This is a genomic window from Agromyces sp. NBRC 114283, from assembly GCF_030268405.1.
Lineage (GTDB): Bacteria > Actinomycetota > Actinomycetes > Actinomycetales > Microbacteriaceae > Agromyces > Agromyces mediolanus.
This window is the reverse complement of record NZ_BSQP01000001.1, coordinates 3021683-3036664: the sequence shown is the minus strand read 5'-3', so window position 1 is coordinate 3036664 and position 14982 is coordinate 3021683. Positions and strand designations below refer to the sequence as shown.

Below are 14982 nucleotides of genomic sequence, written 5' to 3'. Positions count from 1 at the left end.
CGGCTTGACTTCGAGTGCACTCGAGGTTCGAGACTGGGGTGCGAGGTGAGGAGCCCGCATGAACCCAGCTGTGCTGCAGTGCGCCGTCTGCGGCGTCGAATACGACCCCGAGGCGCTGCCTGAGATCTGTCCGATCTGCGCCGACGAACGCCAGTACCTCGCCGCGGATCGGCGGCAGCACTGGGTCGACCCGGCCGACTTCACCGGCGGCATCGAGGTCTTCGAGACCGAGCCCGGGCTGTGGTCGATCGCGGTCGAGGGCGGCCCCGGCATCGACCAGCAGGCGAAGGTCGTCGTCACCGAGGCGGGCAACGTGATGGTGGAGGTGCCGGCGTCGATCACCGAGCCCGCGGTCGAGGCGGTTCGCGTGCTCGGCCCACTCGCCGCGATCATCGCCTCGCATCCGCACATGTACGGGCTGCAGTCGCAGTGGTCGCGGGCGCTCGGCGGGGCGCCGGTGTACGTGTCGAACGCGGACCGCGAATGGCTCGGCGTCGTGCCGGAGCCGGTCGTGCACTGGGACGGCGAGATCGAGCTGGTCCCCGGTGTGGTCGCCTCGCAGCCCGGCGGCCACTTCCCGGGCAGCTGCGTCGTGCACTGGGCCGGGCGCGACGGCGCCGGCGTGCTGCTGACCGGCGACACGATCGGGGTCAACCCCGACGGGGAGTCGCTCGCCTTCATGCGCTCGTACCCGAATCGGATCCCGCTGTCGGCCGGCGTCGTGCTGCGGATCGCCGATCACGTCGAGCGGTACGAGTTCGAGCGCATCTACGGCAACTTCGGCGGCGCCATCCGCTCCGAGGGGAAGGCGCGACTGCGCGCCTCGGCGGACCGGCACGCCGCCTGGGCGCGCGGCGACTTCGATCACCTCACCGGGCCGGGCTGACGGGCGTGGGCGGGCGCCGCAGCCCCGGCTCGGAACCCGGCAGGATGGGACGGTGACCACGTCCCGATCGATTCGCCGCGCCATCCGCCCGCTGCTCGCCGCGACCCTCCTTGCAGGCCTCCTCGCCGGCTGCACGAGCGCGCCGGCGGGCGGAGCTGCGCCGAGCGGGGCGGCGTCGGCCCCAGCGTCGCCGGCGCCCGCCTCGCCGAGCGCGGCCGCGGCGGAGACCCCGGAGCAGAGTTTCCGCACCTGGCTCGCGGCGAGCCGCGAGCCGGACGTCGAACTGGCCTGCTCCTACCTGAGCGACGAGCTCGTCGCGAACATGCTCGCGGAGCTCGCGGCGAGCGGCGTCTCGCTCGGCGGTTGCACCGAGCTGATCGCGACGACCGCGCAGCTGTACGCCGCGCTCGGCGAGACGGCGGATGCCGAGGTCGAGACGCTCGACGAGGCGGCCGATCGCGCCGCGCTGTTCGTCACCTACGGCTCCGGCGACTGCGGCACGGTCGCGCTCGTGCCCGAGGGTGGCCGCTGGATCCTGACCGAGCAGTCCGAAGAGGTCTGCTGAGGCGAGCGCGTCCGCGTGGCTCCGCACCTCGACGGCGAGCGCTCAGAGCCGGATGCCGTACGACGAGCAATGGTTGCCGAAGCCCGTTTGGTCAGTGCGGAGACGGGGCCGGCTCCGACCGGACTAGTACACGATCGTGTACCCGGTCTCCCGGGCCGCCGGTCGGTACCCCATTCGTTCGTAAAGGGCGAAGGCGCCGGTCGGGCTCGCCGCGTCGACTTCGAGCGTGGAGAACTCAATCCCTTCCGCCGCGCTCGCCCGGAGGTGCGCGGCGAGCAGGGCGCTGGCGACGCCGCGCCCTCTCGCCGCGCGGGCGACGCCGACGAGCGGCACGTGGGTGCTGGAGTACCCCTGCCGCGGCCAGTCGTCCTCGTCGACGTCGGCGAGCACGAAGCCGACGGCCGCGTCGATCGCCGGGTCGACGGCGACGAATGAGAGCTGCGGTCGGAACGCTGTTCGCGACACGAACGCCCGCCACTGCTCGGCTGAGGACGGCTGGCTGCCCCAGTGGTCGCGGAAGGCGTCGTTGCGCGCCTCGCGCACCTGCTCGAAGCGCTCGGCCGTCAGGCACTCCAGCCGGAGGCCGTCGCCGAGCTCGAGCGGCTCGATCGGTTCGGCGAGGTCGCGGCGCAGGCCCGCGAAGAACCTGGCGGCGGTGAACCCTGCCGCGTCGAAGAGCGGAGCGGCGCCCGCGGCGCGGTCGTCGGAGAAGGCCATGATCCAGCCGGGGAGGGGGCGCTCGGACGCCGCGAGCTGCTGCTCGGCTCGCGCCCGCTGCCAGTCGAGGAGGAGCCGCCCGACGCCCCGCCGGCGATGGCGCGGGTGCACACCGCCCATGGCGATCGAGCGCACGAGCGTCTCCTGCCCGGGCGGCTGCTGCACGAGCCCCCAGGCAATCGCGCGTCCCGCGTCGTCGAGGGCCACGATCGAGTCGTGCTCGCGGTCGACGAACGACATGCCCAGCTCGTCGGCGAGATCGTCGCGGGTCGTCGAGTACTCGGGGTGGTCGGCTTCCGAGATCGCACGTTCGAGCTCGGCGACGGCGTCGAGCTCCGCCTCGCCGACGGAGCGCCAGTCCGCGACGTCCGGATGGGCGAAGCGCGGCGCTGCGGCGGGTCGCACCCGTTCGCTGAGTGGCGTCCGGGGGCGCCCGGCGGTCCGCTCGGTCATCCGCTCATCCTAGGCGGGCCGCCGTCGGCCGACAACGGGCGGGCGGATGGGCTTCGTGCCGGGTTTCGCCCGGGCGGGTCAGGAAGGCCCGGCGGCGTCGAGGATCGTGTCGAGGAGACCGGGGAAGCGGGCGTCGAGGTCCTCGCGGCGCAGGGTGAGGATGCGCCCGCGCCCGTTCGGCTCGTTTCGGATGACCCCGGCTTCTCGGAGCACCTTCATGAGGTGCGACTTCGTCGATTTCGGCACGTTCGGGTCGCTCAGGTGGCAGGCGGCCATGTCGAGGGGGCCGTCGTGGAGCTGCTGCGCGATGGCGAGCCGTTCGGGGTCGCTCAGCGCGAAGAGCACCGCGCTGAGGGTGAGCTCCGCCCGCTCGGGGTGCGGGAGCTCGACGGGGGCGCGCATGGTTCGAGAATAGTTGAATAATGCGCGGATGGCGAGTAGCGTCCAATCGTTCGACATTTTTGGAACAGACAGGATGCCTCATGCACACTCGCCCGACCGGCCCCGGATTCGCCCTCGCGATCGTCGGGGTCACCGTGATGATGGCCGGCGCGAGCGCCCCCTCGCCGTTCTATCCCGTGCTGCAGCTCGAGCTCGGCATCGACTCGGGCACCATCACCGCGGTGTTCGCGGTCTACGCGATCACGCTCCTCGGCGCGCTGCTCACGACCGGGTCGCTGTCGGACCACCTCGGCCGCCGCCCGGTCGTCAGCGCCGGGTTCCTGCTCCTCGCGGTGAGCGTGCTCCTGTTCTGGCACGCGGATGCCACGGCGACCCTGTTCGCGGCTCGGGCGGTGCAGGGGGCGGCGAGCGGACTCCTGCTCTCCGCGCTCTCCGCGAGCATCGCCGATCTCGAGCCGGCCGGCCGTCCCGGTTCCGCCGCCCTCTGGAACGCGGTCGCCCCGATGGCGGGGCTCGCGCTCGGGGCGCTCGCCGCGGGCGCGGTGCTCGACATCGCCCCCGACCCGTTCGCCGCCGTGTTCCTGCCCCTCACGATCGCCTTCCTCGCGATGTCCGCGCTCGCGTGGGTCGCGCCGGAGACCTCCCCGCGCCACCCCGGATGGCCGGCCTCGCTTCGGCCACGGCTGGGCGTTCCCGCGCACGTGCGCGGTCTGTTCGTGAAGAGCACCCCCGTCGTGCTCGCCGGCTGGGCGACCGGAGGGCTCTTCCTCTCGCTCGGGGCGAGCATCGTGCACCGCGAACTCGGCGCCGAACTCCACCTCTGGCAGGGCCTCGCCGTCGCCGCGCTCGCCGGCTCCGGGGCGGTGTCGGCGGCGCTCATCCGCTCGCGCACCCCGCGCTTCATCACGATCTACGGGGCCGCCGCGCTCGCCGCGGGAATGGCGTTGAGCCTGCTCGCGCTCGGCGCGCACTCGCTCGCCGCGTACTTCGCCGCCGTCGTCGTCGCCGGCTCGGGATTCGGCACCGCCTTCATGGGCGTGCTGCGGTCGATCATCCCGAGCGTCGATCCGGCGGAGCGGGCCGCGACCTTCGCCGCCCTCTACACGGTGTCCTACCTGGCGTTCGGCATCCCCGCCGTCGTCGCCGGCCTGCTCGCCCCCGCGATCTCGCTGGGCGCGACGACCTACGGCTACGGCGCGGTCGTCGTGCTGCTCGCCGTTCTCGCAGCGGCGCTGCGCTGGCGGGCGCCCGGCCGCGCGGGCTACTGAGCCGTCCCTGCCGGGCCTCGGCGCCTACGCGTCGGCGATCGACAGCAGCAGGTGCCCGCTCGACACCGTGACGCCGGGCTCGGCGTTCACGACGCCGACGATGCCGTCCTTGTGCGCGATGATCGGCTGCTCCATCTTCATCGCCTCGAGCACGAGCACGAGGTCGCCCTTGACGACCTTGTCGCCCTCGGCGACGGCGACCTTCACGACGGTGGCCTGCATGGGGGCCTTCACAGCGTCGCCGGTGGCGGTGTCGACCGCCCCGCCCGCGGCGCGGCGGCGAGGAGCCGGGGCGCCGGCCGAGGCGCCGCCGTTGGACCCGGCGGTGCCGACGAGCTTCTTCGGCAGCGAGACCTCGATGCGTCGGCCGTCGACCTCGACGACGACGCTCGCGCGCGCGGCCGGGCCGCGCACCTCCTCGAGCTCGCCCGACCAGGGCTCGAGCGTGTTCTCGTACTCGGTCTCGATCCAGCGCGTGTAGATCGAGAACGGCTGCTCGCCCTCGGGCGCGAAGGCCGGGTTCGTCACGATGTCGCGGTGGAACGGCAGCACCGTGGGCAGGCCGGCGACCTCGAACTCGTCGAGGGCGCGGCGGGCGCGCGAGAGCGCCTCCTGGCGGTCCTTGCCGGTCACGATGAGCTTCGCGAGCAGCGAGTCGAAGGCGCCTGAGATCTCGTCGCCGCTCGTCACGCCCGAGTCGACGCGGATGCCGGGGCCGCCGGGGAAGCGGAGCTGGTGGATCGGGCCCGGCGCGGGCAGGAAGTTGCGGCCCGGGTCCTCGCCGTTGATGCGGAACTCGATCGAGTGGCCGCTCGCCTCGGGGTCGTCGTAGTCGAGCACGCCGCCCTCGGCGAGGCGGAACTGCTCGCGCACGAGGTCGAGGCCGGTGACCTCCTCGGACACGGGGTGCTCCACCTGGAGGCGGGTGTTCACCTCGAGGAAGGAGACGGTGCCGTCCTGGCCGATGAGGAACTCGCAGGTGCCGGCGCCGACGTAGCCGACCTCCTTCAGGATGGCCTTCGAGGCCGAGTAGAGGGCGTCGATCTGCACCTGGCTGAGGAACGGCGCGGGCGCCTCCTCGACGAGCTTCTGGTGGCGGCGCTGCAGCGAGCAGTCGCGGGTCGAGACGACGACGACGTTGCCGTGCTGGTCGGCGAGGCACTGGGTCTCGACGTGGCGTGGCTTGTCGAGGTACTTCTCGACGAAGCACTCGCCGCGGCCGAAGGCGGCGACCGCCTCGCGGGTGGCCGAGTCGAAGAGCTCGGGCACCTCCTCGCGGGTGCGGGCGACCTTGAGGCCGCGGCCGCCGCCGCCGAACGCCGCCTTGATGGCGACGGGCAGGCCGTGCTGGTCGACGAACTCGAGGACCTCGTCGGCGCCCGCGACCGGGTTCAGGGTGCCGGGGGCGAGGGGCGCGCCCACCTTCTCGGCCACGTGCCGCGCGGAGACCTTGTCGCCGAGGCGCTCGATGGCCTCGGGGGAGGGGCCGATCCAGACGAGGCCGGCGGCGATGACCGCGCGGGCGAAGTCGGGGTTCTCGGCGAGGAAGCCGTAGCCCGGGTGCACCGCGTCCGCGCCGGAGCGACGGGCGACCGAGAGCAGCTTGTCGATGACGAGGTAGGTGTCGGCGCTCGTGGCGCCGTCGAGGGCGTACGCCTCGTCGGCGAGCTTCACGTGGCGCGCGTCGCGGTCCTGGTCGGCGTAGACGGCGACCGAGCCGATTCCGGCGTCGCGGGCCGCCCGGATGACGCGGACGGCGATCTCGCCACGGTTGGCGATGAGGACCTTGGTGATGCGCGGCATAGTTCTCAACTCTATTGCGCGGGACCCCCTCGGCTTTGAAGGGCTCCCACAAAAAGACACGGTTGCATGGTGCGGCAGCTCACAACTGCGGCCTCAGCTCGCCGGAGTTGCCGATCGGATCGGTGCGTTCGGGGCTCAGCGGTTCCAGAGCCCGGTCCACGGCACGCCGAGTTCGCGCACGAGCTCCCGGAGCGTCGAGAGCGAGAGGCCGACGACGGTCGAGGGGTCGCCTTCGACCGAGCGGATGAACGGGCCGCCCAGGCTGTCGACCGTGAACGCTCCCGCCACCGCCAGCGGCTCGCCCGTCGCGATGTAGGCGTCGATCTCGGCCTCGTCGAGCGTCGCGAAGCGCACCGTCGCGACATCCGCCCGACCCACCGCCCGGTTCACCCGGCCGCCGCGGTGGTCGATGAGCCAGTGCCCCGACCACAGCGCGCCGCTGCCGCCGTTCTGGGCGAGCCAGCGCTCCTTGGCGACCTCCGGCGTGTGCGGCTTGCCGTGGATGCGGCCGTCGACGAGGAACGCCGAGTCGCCGCCGAAAATCAGCCCGTCGATCGGCTCGCCGCCGGGGGTCGAGCCGAGCAGCGCCTCCGCCTTCGCCTGCGCGAGCAGCTGCACCATCCGCTCCACCGGCAGCGGCCCGTGCTGCCCCTCGTACGCCTCGACGACCGCGCGCTCGTCGACGCCGGGGGCGACGGCGATCGGCTCGATGCCCGCCGCGCGGAGCGTCTGCAGCCGGGCGGGGGAGGTGGAGGCGAGGTAGAGGCGCATGCGACCATCTTGCCGGGCGGAGGCCGCCCGCGCTGCTGTGGGATGCTCGATGCATGCTCGGAACCCTGCTCGACCTCCAGGTCGACCGCATCGCCCACGGCGGCATCGCGGTCGCCCGCCACGACGGCCGCGTCGTCTTCGTCGCCGACGCCATCCCCGGCGAGCGGGTGCGGGCACGGGTGACGGATGCCTCGAAGGACCGGTTCTGGCGCGCCGACACCGTCGAGGTCCTCGACGCCTCGCCCGACCGCCGCGAGCACGTCTGGGCCGAGGCCTCCGTCGATCGCGACCCCGCCGAGCGCGCCGGCGGCGCCGAGTTCGGCCACATCCGCATCGAGCGCCAGCGCGCGCTCAAGGGCGAGGTCCTCGCCGACGCCCTCTCGCGCATGGGCGGCGTCGCGCTCGCCCCCGAGGTCGCGGCCGTGGCCGAGGGACTCGCGCCCGGCGTCGACGCCGCGAACGGCACGGGCTGGCGCACCAGGGTGCGGCTGCACGTCGACGAGGAGGGCCGGGTCGGGCCGTACGCCGCGCGGAGCCGCCGGGTCGTCCCCGTCGCCTCGCTGCCGCTCGCGGCGGTCGAGCTGGCGGCGCTCGCCCCGCTCGACGCGCGCATGCCGGGCGTCGGGGCGATCGACCTCGTGCTGCCGAGCGCGGGCGAGGCCCAGCTCGTCACCGTCGAGGCGACCGCCGAACCGCGCCAGCGCGGCCAGCGGGGCCAGCGGGGCCAGCGGGGCCGGCGCGGCGGTCAGCGGCGCGCGCAGCCCGCGCCCCCGGCGCCGCCCCGCGACACCGTGATCGTCGAGGAGCTCGTCGCCGGGCGGCGCTTCCAGGTCGACCGCGGCGGCTTCTGGCAGGTGCACCGCGGCGCCGCCGCCACCCTGCACGCCGCCGTCCAGCGCGCGATCGACGCCGAGCGCTTCGACCCGCGCGCCGCGAACCTCGACCTCTACGGCGGCGTCGGCCTGCTCGCGGCCGCCGTCGGCGACCGCTTCGGCGACACCACCCGCATCACGACCGTCGAGGCGGATGCGCGCGCCACGCTGCACGCCGGGGAGAACCTCGCCGAGTGGGTCGGAGCGCAGGCCGTGACCGGCCGCGTCGACCGCTTCCTCGCCGAGCTCGAGGCCGGCGCGGGCGCCGCCGAGCGCGCGAGCCTCACGGCCGGCACGGTCGTGCTCGACCCGCCGCGCGCGGGCGCCGGCCGCGAGGTCGTCGACCGGATCGCCGGGCTCGCACCGGCCCAGATCGTCTACGTCGCGTGCGACCCGGTCGCGCTCGCGCGCGACGTGGCCCTCTTCCGAGGGCACGGCTACGAACCGGAGTCGATCGAGGCGTTCGATCTGTTCCCGAACACGCATCACCTCGAAGCAGTGGTGCGTCTCGCCCGCTAGGGTGGCACCTGAGGAAACGGGGGGTGCTGTGAGCGACGAGCGCGACAGCGACGCACGCCAGGCGACGGTCGCGATCGTCGACGACCACGAGGCGGTCCGGCTCGGGCTGCGCGCCGCCTGCCAGGACGCCGGCTACGACGTCATCGCCGACACGGCCGATGTGCCCCAGCTCCTCGCCGCACTCGGCGGCGGCAGCTGCGACGTCGTCGTCCTCGACCTCTCGCTCGGCGACGGCTCGAGCGTCACCGACAACGTGCGCCAGGTGCTCGCCACCGGCAGCCACGTGCTCGTGCACTCCATCGCCGACCGCGTCGCCGCGGTCCGCGAGGCGCTCGCCGCGGGGGCCGCGGGCGTCATCCCGAAGGCCTCGCCGATGGCCGCGGTCATCGGCGCCATCTCCACCGTCGCTCGCGGCGACGTGCTGAACAACGTCGAGTGGGCGAGCGCGATCGAGGCCGACCGCGACTTCGCGAGGGCGCAGCTCGGCCGTCGCGAGCGCGACGTGCTGCACCTGTACGCCTCCGGCCTGCCGCTGAAGCTCGTCGCCGCCCAGCTCGGCATCGCGCACTCGACCGCCCGCGAGTACCTCGACCGCATCCGCGCCAAGTACGTCGAGGTCGGCCGTCCCGCGCCGACCAAGGTCGACCTGCTGCGCCGGGCGGTCGAAGACGGCATCCTCCCCGGCCTCGACGGCGAAGCGGGCGATGCCCTCCGCTGAGTGGCGCGTCGCCCGGCCCACCGCACGGCGGAGGATGTCGGTCAGCCGGAGCCAGGTCGAGACGATCTCCGCTCGCGCGGTCGGGATCGCAGGCCTCGTCTTCGCCGCGCAGACGGTGCCGTCCGCCCTCGCCGAGGCCGCGGTGCTCCGTCCCGGGGCCGGCGCCGCGCTCATGGCCGTCGTGTACGGCGCGATCGTCGCCCTCGCCGTGGCCACCCTCTCGAAGGTCGCCATCCGTGCCGCGTGCCTCTCCTTCGCCATCCTCTACCTGCTCGCCCTGCTGTCCTGGCCCACCCTGGTCGAGGACTTCGGCGCGATGGCCGGGCAGGTGCCCTGGCTCTACTTCCTCTGCACCGTCGCGACGACCGCCGCCGTCGTCGCGCTGCCGAGCTGGTGGGCGGCGGCGTACACCGTCGTCGTGCCGATCGTGTACGGCATCGTCCGCGTCTCGCCGTCGGGGGGGGCGGCCGAGCCGCTGCTCGCCGTGCTCGACGCCACCTACGCGCTCATCCTCGGCATCGTCGTGCTCGTCATCATCACGATGCTGCGGCAGGCGGCGATCGGCGTCGACCAGGCCCAGGAGGCGGCCCTGCAGCGCTACGACCTCGCCGCCCGGCTGCACGCGAACGAGCTCGAGCGCGTCAAGGTCGACGCCCTCGTGCACGACAGCGTGCTGACGACGCTGCTCTCGGCGGCGGCCGCCACCAGGCCCGAGCAGCAGGCGCTCGCCGCGCGCATGGCGAAAGACGCCATCGCCCGCCTCGACGAAGCCGGGGTCGCCGGCCCTCGTTCCCTCGATCGGGTCTCCCTCGGCGTGCTCGTGCGCCGGCTGCGCACCGCGATCGGCACCTTCAATGCGAGCTTCGCCGTGCGCGTCGTGAACGCGGGCGGCGTGGAGCTGCCGGTCGAGGCCGTCGAAGCCCTCTACTCCGCGGCCGTGCAGGCGATGGTCAACAGCCTCCAGCACGCCGACGAGCCCGGCCGGGTGACGCGGCGCGAGCTCCGCGTCCGCGGTGTGCGCGCCAACGGCTGCGTCGTCGAGGTGGCCGACAACGGAGTGGGCTTCGACCCCATCACGGTGCCGCACGAGCGGCTCGGCGTGCGCGTCTCCATCGAGGAGCGGATGACGAACGCGGGCGGCCTCGCGAAGATCGAGTCGCTCGCCGGCCACGGCACGACGGTCATCCTCGCCTGGCCCACGGGTGCGATCGGGGGCGACGCGTGATCTCCGTCCCCAGGTGGCTGCTGCTCGTCCTCGCGGCGCTCTTCTCGACCTACCACGTCATCCTCGGCGTCTACTCGCTCGCGGTGCCCGCGAGCCCCTGGCCGGCGGTCGTCGCGCTCGCCTGCTACGCCTTCGCGACCGTGCTGAGCCTCTGGCCGTCCTCGCGGGCGCGGATGCCCGACTGGCTCGCCGCGTTCGACCTCGCGGTGAGCATCGCCCTGCCCCTGCTCGCGACGAGCCAGCTCGACGCCGCTGGCGACAACGGCTACGCCACCTGGTACGTCGCGGCCGTCGGCACGCTGATGACGATCGCAGCCGCGCGCCGGCAGCTCGTCGTCGCGTGGCTCGGCGTCATCGCGCTCGCGGTGCAGACGATGGTGTGGGCGGGACCGCTCGCGCTCGGCTCGCTCGGCGTCATCGGCAGCGTGGTCTGGGTGGCCATCGCGCACGCGCTCACCTCCGCCCTCGCGAACTCCGCCCGGGAGACCCGGCGCTACGCGCAGGCAGAGCGCGAGGCGGCGGCCTGGCAGGCGGCGCAGGACGCGTACCTCTTCGAGGGGCGGATGCGGCTCGCCCACACGAACCGGGTCGCCGCGCCCATGCTCCGCCGGATCATCGACCGCGACGGCGTCCTCAGCGAGTCGCAGCGGGAGGAGTGCCGACGGCTCGAGGCGGCCATCCGCGACGAGATCCGCGGCCGGATGCTGCTCACCGACGCCGTCCGCGTCGAGGTGCAGCGCGCCCGTGAGCGGGGCATGACCGTGACCCTCCTCGACGAGGGCGGCATCGACGACCTCGACGAGGTCGCGCGGGACCGCGTGCTCTCGCAGCTCGCCGAGGCCATCGCGGGCTCGAACGCCGACCGGATCATCGCCCGCACCGCCGCTGAGGGCTCGGCCGCCGCGGTGACGGTCGTCGGCCTGCGCACCTCGGCGGTGCCGGGCGACGACGGCGACGACGCCGAGGTCGAGCTGTGGCTCGAGATCCCGCGGCTCCCCGAGAGCGAGGCCGAGGCGGCGATGCCCGCCGCCGAGATCGAGTCCGCCGAGGACTGAGCCGCTGCGGATCGGGCCGGTCGAGGCATCCGCGCCGTGGGCGACGCCCGCGAAGACCGCCGCGAGTTAAATGAGGAGGGGGCCGGTCGATGACCGGCCCCCTCACAGCCCGAGCCACGGCGACAACCCGAATATCGCCCTGGCTCGCCCCCAACAATCACCGGTTACCCGACCGGTGATGATGGCGACTCCTCTGGAGCCTGCACATCAATAGTGCAACAGGGGCGAGGTTCGCAATAGTCAGCATTTGTGAGGACAACGGGTCCTCATCGCGTCCCCCTAGCGGAGGGACCGCTGCCAGCGCCCCTGACCGGTCTCGACCGGGCGGCGGAGCGCCGATCCCGAGCGCACCCACTCGTCCCGACCGGCGGGCGCGACGGAGGCCTCGGGGGTGTGCTCCTCGAGCACGGCGGTGACGACGGCGATGACGGCCGCCGTCTCGGCGGGCGTCGGCGGCCGTCGGTCGACGAAGCGGAGGTCGACGGCGGGCGGGGCGTCCTGATCGGTCACAGCGGCTCCTTACAGGGGGATGTTGCCGTGCTTCTTCGGCGGCAGGCTCGCGCGCTTCGTGCGCAGCGTGCGGAGCGCCTTGGCGATGGCGACGCGGGTGGCCGCGGGCTCGATGACGCCGTCGAGCTCGCCGCGCTCGGCGGCGAGGAACGGGGAGGCCACGTTGTAGGTGTACTCGTTCGCGAGCTGCGTGCGCACCGCGGCGACGTCCTCGCCGGCCTCCTCGGCGCGCTTGATCTCGGCGCGGTAGAGGATGTTGACGGCGCCCTGCCCGCCCATGACCGCGATCTCCGCGGTCGGCCAGGCGAGGTTGATGTCGGCGCCGAGCTGCTTCGAGCCCATCACGATGTACGCGCCGCCGTACGCCTTGCGGGTGATGACCGTGACGAGCGGCACGGTCGCCTCGGCGTACGCGTAGAGCAGCTTCGCGCCGCGGCGGATCACGCCGGTCCACTCCTGGTCGGTGCCCGGCAGGTAGCCCGGCACGTCGACGAGCGTCAGGATCGGGATGGAGAAGGCGTCGCAGAAGCGCACGAAGCGGCTGGCCTTCTCGCCCGCGGCGATGTTCAGGGTGCCGGCCATCTGGCTCGGCTGGTTCGCGATGATGCCGACCGAACGCCCCTCGATGCGGGCGAAGCCGATCACGATGTTCGGCGCGTAGAGCGGCTGCACCTCGAGGAAGTCCGCGTGGTCGACGAGCCCCTCGATGACGGTGCGCATGTCGTACGGCTGGTTCGGCGAGTCCGGGATGACGGTGTTCAGGCGTCGGTCCTCGTCGGTGATCTCGAGCTCGATCTCCGACTCGTACACGACCGGGTCGGCCATGTTGTTGTCGGGCAGGAACGAGACGAGGGTGCGCGCGTAGTCGAGCGCGTCGTCCTCGTCGCTCGCGAGGTAGTGCGCCACGCCCGAGACCGTGTTGTGGGTGAGCGCGCCGCCGAGCTCCTCGAAGCCGACCTCCTCGCCCGTGACGGTCTTGATGACGTCGGGGCCGGTGACGAACATGTGGCTCGACTTGTCGACCATGATCACGAAGTCGGTGAGGGCGGGGGAGTAGACCGCGCCGCCGGCCGCCGGGCCCATGATGATCGAGATCTGGGGGATGACGCCGGAGGCGGCGGTGTTGCGGCGGAAGATCTCGCCGTACTTGCCGAGCGCGACGACGCCCTCCTGGATGCGGGCGCCGCCCGAGTCGAGGATGCCGATGATCGGCACGCCGATCTTCAGCGCGAGCTCCATCACCTTGATGATCTTCTCGCCGGCGACCTCGCCGAGCGAGCCGCCGAAGATCGTGAAGTCCTGCGAGTACACGGCGACCTGGCGGCCGTGGATGGTGCCCGTACCGGTCACGACGGCGTCGCCGTAGGGGCGCTTCGACTCCATGCCGAAGGCATGGGTGCGGTGCCGCACGAACTCGTCGAGCTCGACGAAGGAGCCCGGGTCGAGCAGGCCCTCGATGCGCTCGCGCGCGGTCATCTTGCCCTTGGCGTGCTGCTTCTCGATGGCGGCCTGCCCCGAGGCGGTCACCGCCTCGTGGTAGCGCGCCTTGAGGTCGGCGAGCTTGCCCGCGGTGGTCGAGAGGTCGGGGCCGTCGTTCGTCGCTTCGGTCACCGGATCACTCTACCGGTGAGCACTCCGGCCGGATCGTTGACGGAACCCTACAAATCTGGGGCGCTCCTTTCCCGCCTCCCGCCACGCGACGCGCACCCGGGCGCGACCGCCGTCGCTAGGGTGATGGCCATGGATTGGGAGCGATCGCGGGCCGCCGTGCCCCGGTTCGAGTTCCTCGAACGGGCCGGATCGACGAACGACGAGCTGCGGATCGCGGCGACCGGGGCGGATGCCTCGACGTGGCCGCACGGCGCGGTGGTGGTGACCGACGAGCAGACCGCCGGGCGCGGCCGGCTGGGACGGAGCTGGCTCGCCCCGAGCGGCAAGACGCTCGCGATCTCGCTGCTGCTGCGCCCGGGTGACGGCCGGGCGCCGGCCCTCCCGCTCGAGGCCTACGGCTGGATCCCGCTCATCGCGGGCGCCGCGATGACCGGGGCGGTGCGACGGGAGCTCGACGCCGCCCGCGTCGCGCGCCTCGACGAGACCGCTGACGACGACGCCGACGGCCCCGGCCTCCTCGAGGTGGACTTGAAGTGGCCGAACGACGTGCTCGTGTCGGGCTACAAGGTCTGCGGCATCCTCTCCGAACTGCTGCCGCCCGAACCGGGCCAGGCCGCGCCGGGCGGCGTCGTCGTCGGCGCCGGGCTGAACCTCACCCTGGACGAGCACGACCTGCCCACGCTCACCTCGACCTCGCTCCTGCTCGCGAGCGGGCGCCGCCCCGACGCCGACGCGGTGCTCGCCGACTACCTGGCGGGCTTCCTCGAGCTCTTCGACGCCTACCGCGCGGCGGGCGGCGACGCGGCCGCGTCCGGCATCGCGGCGCGCGTCGCCTCGCTCTGCGGGACGATCGGCGAGGAGGTGCGCGTCGAGCTGCCGGGCGGGCGGATGCTCCTCGGCACCGCCGAGGGGCTCGACGCCGACGGCCGCCTGCTGGTGCTCGACCGCGAGTCGGACGAATCGCAGGCCGTCGCCGCGGGCGATGTGACGCACCTGCGGTATGAATGACCGTATGAGGCCACCCGAGACCGAGCAGCGTCAGGCGACCCCCGAACGGGTCGTCGCGCGTCTGCGCCGGCACGGGCGGCGCCTGATCCTGCCGGCGATCGTGCTGATCGGCGTGGCCGGCGGCGCCGCGTACGCGAGCGGCATCCTGCTCGAGGACTGGCAGCGCTGGGCCCTGCTCGGCGGCTCGGTGCTCCTCGTGCTGCTCGCGTGCCTCCTGCCCTTCCTGTCCTGGCTCGCCGGGCGGGTCACCATCACCGACCGCCGCGTCATCGTCACGAACGGGGTGTTCGTCCGGGTCCGTCGCGAGCTGCCGCTGCGCCGCGGCTACGACGTGACCGTCCGGCGGACGCCCGGCCAGCGGATGTTCGGCTCGGGCGACGTCCGGATCGACGTGGGCCGCGACCGCCCCTTCGTGCTGAAGGACCTCCCCGCGCCCGAGCTCGCGCAGCAGGCGCTGCACGAGCTCATCGCCGGCGCGCCCTCGGTGGCCCCGCTGCAGCCGGCCCAGACGGACGCCGACACCGTCATGTGGGGCCAGCGCTGACGCAGCCCGCGAGTCGCCGCACCTGGCGGCGGAGGCCTCCGCGCACGCGTAAAGT

The 14982-nt window shown here is 73.5% G+C and carries 15 protein-coding genes; 9 read left to right on the top strand and 6 right to left on the bottom strand.

Going from position 1 to position 14982, the window contains the following annotated elements; all coding sequences use genetic code 11:
- Nucleotides 1–58: 58 nt before the first annotated feature.
- Together QSJ60_RS14615 and QSJ60_RS14610 are read left to right on the top strand one after the other, a co-directional pair.
- Nucleotides 59–886, top strand: a complete 828-nt coding sequence (locus tag QSJ60_RS14615) for a hydrolase (protein WP_285464083.1) — start codon at nucleotides 59–61, stop codon at nucleotides 884–886.
- A gap of 52 nt (nucleotides 887–938) precedes the next feature.
- On the top strand, nucleotides 939–1451 hold the full coding sequence (locus tag QSJ60_RS14610; protein ID WP_285464081.1) for a hypothetical protein: 513 nt from the start codon (nucleotides 939–941) through the stop codon (nucleotides 1449–1451).
- A 123-nt stretch (nucleotides 1452–1574) separates the two neighbouring features.
- On the opposite strand, the gene QSJ60_RS14605 is transcribed toward QSJ60_RS14610, so the two are convergent.
- Together QSJ60_RS14605 and QSJ60_RS14600 are read right to left on the bottom strand one after the other, a co-directional pair.
- The gene (locus QSJ60_RS14605) at nucleotides 1575–2621 is read right to left on the bottom strand and encodes a GNAT family N-acetyltransferase (protein WP_285464079.1); all 1047 of its coding nucleotides are present in this window, start codon (nucleotides 2619–2621) and stop codon (nucleotides 1575–1577) included.
- A 78-nt stretch (nucleotides 2622–2699) separates the two neighbouring features.
- On the bottom strand, nucleotides 2700–3023 hold the full coding sequence (locus QSJ60_RS14600) for an ArsR/SmtB family transcription factor (RefSeq protein ID WP_189086248.1): 324 nt from the start codon (nucleotides 3021–3023) through the stop codon (nucleotides 2700–2702).
- Between the two features lie 80 nt (nucleotides 3024–3103).
- Between QSJ60_RS14600 and QSJ60_RS14595 the strand changes: the two genes are divergently transcribed.
- Nucleotides 3104–4291, top strand: coding sequence for an MFS transporter (locus tag QSJ60_RS14595; protein ID WP_285464078.1), 1188 nt, complete (start codon nucleotides 3104–3106; stop codon nucleotides 4289–4291).
- A 24-nt stretch (nucleotides 4292–4315) separates the two neighbouring features.
- On the opposite strand, the gene QSJ60_RS14590 is transcribed toward QSJ60_RS14595, so the two are convergent.
- Together QSJ60_RS14590 and QSJ60_RS14585 are read right to left on the bottom strand one after the other, a co-directional pair.
- Nucleotides 4316–6094, bottom strand: a complete 1779-nt coding sequence (locus tag QSJ60_RS14590; protein WP_189086251.1) for an acetyl/propionyl/methylcrotonyl-CoA carboxylase subunit alpha — start codon at nucleotides 6092–6094, stop codon at nucleotides 4316–4318.
- Between the two features lie 135 nt (nucleotides 6095–6229).
- Nucleotides 6230–6865 carry a Maf family protein gene (locus QSJ60_RS14585; RefSeq protein WP_285464077.1) on the bottom strand — a complete coding sequence of 212 codons (636 nt, stop codon included), beginning with the start codon at nucleotides 6863–6865 and terminating at the stop codon, nucleotides 6230–6232.
- A gap of 53 nt (nucleotides 6866–6918) precedes the next feature.
- Here QSJ60_RS14585 and QSJ60_RS14580 point away from each other — a divergent pair, with 53 nt between their 5' ends.
- Genes QSJ60_RS14580 through QSJ60_RS14565 form a run of 4 tightly spaced genes read left to right on the top strand, consistent with a single transcriptional unit; the run spans nucleotide 6919 to nucleotide 11254 of the window.
- On the top strand, nucleotides 6919–8256 hold the full coding sequence (locus QSJ60_RS14580; RefSeq protein ID WP_285464075.1) for a class I SAM-dependent RNA methyltransferase: 1338 nt from the start codon (nucleotides 6919–6921) through the stop codon (nucleotides 8254–8256).
- A 28-nt stretch (nucleotides 8257–8284) separates the two neighbouring features.
- On the top strand, nucleotides 8285–8974 hold the full coding sequence (locus QSJ60_RS14575; RefSeq protein ID WP_189086254.1) for a response regulator transcription factor: 690 nt from the start codon (nucleotides 8285–8287) through the stop codon (nucleotides 8972–8974).
- A gap of 34 nt (nucleotides 8975–9008) precedes the next feature.
- Complete coding sequence (locus QSJ60_RS14570; protein ID WP_285464073.1) at nucleotides 9009–10199, top strand: sensor histidine kinase; 1191 nt, start codon at nucleotides 9009–9011, stop codon at nucleotides 10197–10199.
- Nucleotides 10196–11254: a DUF8320 family protein gene (locus QSJ60_RS14565; RefSeq protein ID WP_285464071.1), complete on the top strand. Its 1059-nt coding sequence runs from the start codon at nucleotides 10196–10198 to the stop codon at nucleotides 11252–11254. Before QSJ60_RS14570 ends, QSJ60_RS14565 begins: the two co-directional genes overlap by 4 nt.
- A gap of 279 nt (nucleotides 11255–11533) precedes the next feature.
- Here QSJ60_RS14565 and QSJ60_RS14560 read toward each other — a convergent pair whose 3' ends face one another.
- Nucleotides 11534–11764: an acyl-CoA carboxylase epsilon subunit gene (locus QSJ60_RS14560; protein WP_285464069.1), complete on the bottom strand. Its 231-nt coding sequence runs from the start codon at nucleotides 11762–11764 to the stop codon at nucleotides 11534–11536.
- A 9-nt stretch (nucleotides 11765–11773) separates the two neighbouring features.
- Entirely contained in the window at nucleotides 11774–13375 is a 1602-nt protein-coding gene (locus QSJ60_RS14555) for an acyl-CoA carboxylase subunit beta (RefSeq protein WP_189086258.1), read from the bottom strand.
- 129 nt (nucleotides 13376–13504) lie between these two features.
- On the opposite strand from QSJ60_RS14555, the gene QSJ60_RS14550 reads away from it, so the two are divergent.
- Both QSJ60_RS14550 and QSJ60_RS14545 read left to right on the top strand, forming a co-directional pair.
- The gene (locus QSJ60_RS14550) at nucleotides 13505–14383 is read left to right on the top strand and encodes a biotin--[acetyl-CoA-carboxylase] ligase (protein ID WP_285464068.1); all 879 of its coding nucleotides are present in this window, start codon (nucleotides 13505–13507) and stop codon (nucleotides 14381–14383) included.
- A 4-nt stretch (nucleotides 14384–14387) separates the two neighbouring features.
- Entirely contained in the window at nucleotides 14388–14927 is a 540-nt protein-coding gene (locus tag QSJ60_RS14545; RefSeq protein ID WP_285464067.1) for a PH domain-containing protein, read from the top strand.
- The last annotated feature ends 55 nt before the right edge of the window (nucleotides 14928–14982 follow it).

Excerpts from the sequence above, each read along its gene's own strand:
- QSJ60_RS14615 (WP_285464083.1), top strand. The coding sequence starts at position 59 with ATGAACCCAGCTGTGCTGCAGTGCGCCGTCTGCGGCGTCGAATACGAC.
- QSJ60_RS14605 (WP_285464079.1), bottom strand. The coding sequence starts at position 2,621 with ATGACCGAGCGGACCGCCGGGCGCCCCCGGACGCCACTCAGCGAACGG.
- QSJ60_RS14600 (WP_189086248.1), bottom strand. The coding sequence starts at position 3,023 with ATGCGCGCCCCCGTCGAGCTCCCGCACCCCGAGCGGGCGGAGCTCACC.
- QSJ60_RS14595 (WP_285464078.1), top strand. The coding sequence starts at position 3,104 with ATGCACACTCGCCCGACCGGCCCCGGATTCGCCCTCGCGATCGTCGGG.
- QSJ60_RS14590 (WP_189086251.1), bottom strand. The coding sequence starts at position 6,094 with ATGCCGCGCATCACCAAGGTCCTCATCGCCAACCGTGGCGAGATCGCC.
- QSJ60_RS14585 (WP_285464077.1), bottom strand. The coding sequence starts at position 6,865 with ATGCGCCTCTACCTCGCCTCCACCTCCCCCGCCCGGCTGCAGACGCTC.
- QSJ60_RS14580 (WP_285464075.1), top strand. The coding sequence starts at position 6,919 with ATGCTCGGAACCCTGCTCGACCTCCAGGTCGACCGCATCGCCCACGGC.
- QSJ60_RS14570 (WP_285464073.1), top strand. The coding sequence starts at position 9,009 with ATGTCGGTCAGCCGGAGCCAGGTCGAGACGATCTCCGCTCGCGCGGTC.
- QSJ60_RS14550 (WP_285464068.1), top strand. The coding sequence starts at position 13,505 with ATGGATTGGGAGCGATCGCGGGCCGCCGTGCCCCGGTTCGAGTTCCTC.
- QSJ60_RS14545 (WP_285464067.1), top strand. The coding sequence starts at position 14,388 with ATGAGGCCACCCGAGACCGAGCAGCGTCAGGCGACCCCCGAACGGGTC.